This is a genomic window from Streptomyces flavofungini (genome assembly GCF_041028215.1).
Taxonomy (GTDB): Bacteria; Actinomycetota; Actinomycetes; order Streptomycetales; family Streptomycetaceae; genus Streptomyces; species Streptomyces flavofungini_B.
Window position 1 is genome coordinate 1 of sequence record NZ_JASKYR010001224.1, and the last position, 1,632, is coordinate 1,632.

At 78.0% G+C, this 1,632-nt stretch carries 1 protein-coding gene; it reads left to right on the plus strand.

What is annotated here, in order from left to right:
- Positions 1-1,632: NB-ARC domain-containing protein (locus tag AB8Z36_RS39940; protein ID WP_369218259.1), on the plus strand; the 1,632-nt coding region annotated here is incomplete at both ends.

Consider the following 1,632-nt stretch of genomic DNA (forward strand, 5'->3'; position numbering starts at 1 on the left):
GCCCGTCACCGTGCCGGTGCCCATGCCCGCGCCCATGCCCGCGCGGTCGTCCGCCGCGCTCCCGATGGCGGTCGACCTGCTGCCGCGCATGCCCCGCGGCTTCCACGGCCGGGCCGCCGAGCTGACCGCGCTGTCCCGGGCCGCCGCGGGCGAGGCACCCGTCTGCCTGGTCACCGGTCCCGCGGGCGTGGGCAAGACGGCGCTCGTGACGCACTGGGCGCACCGCCACCGCGAGCAGTTTCCCGGCGGGCTGCTCTACGCCGATCTGCGCGGCTTCAGCGACACCGGGGAGCCCGCGCTCCTTGAGGTGCTGCGGGAGTTCCTGCTCGCCCTCGGGGCCGCGCCGCGCCGCATACCGGAGTCGGCGAGCGCCGCGTCCGCCCTGTTCAGGTCCTTGAGCGCCGAGCGCCAGCTGCTCGTCGTACTCGACAACGCGCGCGCCTCCGAGCAGGTGCGGGAGCTGCTGCCGGGCGGCGCCCGCTGCGTCACCGTGGTCACGAGCCGCTACCGGCTGCGCGGCCTGATCGCCTCCGACGCGGCGCGCCCGGTCCCCGTGGACGTACTCGAACCGGAGGACAGCGCGGCCCTCCTGGCCGCCGTGCTCGGCACCGAGCGGGTGCGCGCCGAGGAGGTGGCCGCGCGGCGCCTGGCCGAGCTGTGCGGCGGGCTGCCGCTGGCGCTGCGGGTGGCCGCCGCCCGGCTGGCGGACCAGCCGGAGTCGTCCCTCGGCGCGATGGGCGAGGAACTGGCGGACGAGTCGCGCCGGTTGGGCCTGCTCGACGTGGAGGACACGGGCGTACGGGCGGCGCTGCGGCTGACCGTGCGGCGGCTGCCCGCGGGCGCCGCGCACCTCTTCGCCCACCTGGGCCGCCATCCGGGCAGATATGTCGACCGGTACCTGGCGGCGGCTCTCGCCGGGACCGACCCGTCGGCCGCCGAGGCCGCCCTGGACACGCTGACCGCGGCGCATCTCGTCGTGCGGGCCGCGCCGGACCGCTGGACGCTGCACGATCTCGTACGGCTGTACGCGCGGGGCCTGGACGCCGAGAGCGATGCCCTGGCGCGGGTGCTCGACCTCACCGTGGCCACCGCCCTGGCGGCGGCGGACGCGGCCGAGCCCGGCGACGAGTCCTGCTTCGCGCTGCCCGCGGACTTCCGGCCGCCGCGGGGGGCGCGGACGTTCACCGGCCGTGCGCAGGCGATGGCCTGGTACGAGGCCGAGCGCGACGACCTGACCCTGGCGGCGGCCGCCGCCGACGCGGCGGGGCTGCACGGCAGGACGTGGCGGATCATCCTGGGGATGTGGCCGCAGATCGTCTGGCGGGTGCGCGACGGCTGGACTCCGCTGCTGGAGAAGGCACTTGAGGCCGCGCGGGCCGACGCCGACGCCCGCGCCGAGGCGCGGGTCCTCGCGCTGCTCGGGTGGGTGCTGACCGAGGAGGGCCGGGTCGGCGAGGCCCTCGTCCACCTGGAGGCCGCGCCCGCGCTCGCCGCGCTGGCGGGCGACGCCCGGGGCGCGGCGACGGCGCTGATCAATCTGTCCCTGGCGCAGGCGGCGCTCGGCAGCCCCGAGGAGGCGGCCGAGGACTGTGCGCGGGCGGCGGACCTCGCGCACGGCGTCGGTGACCGCAG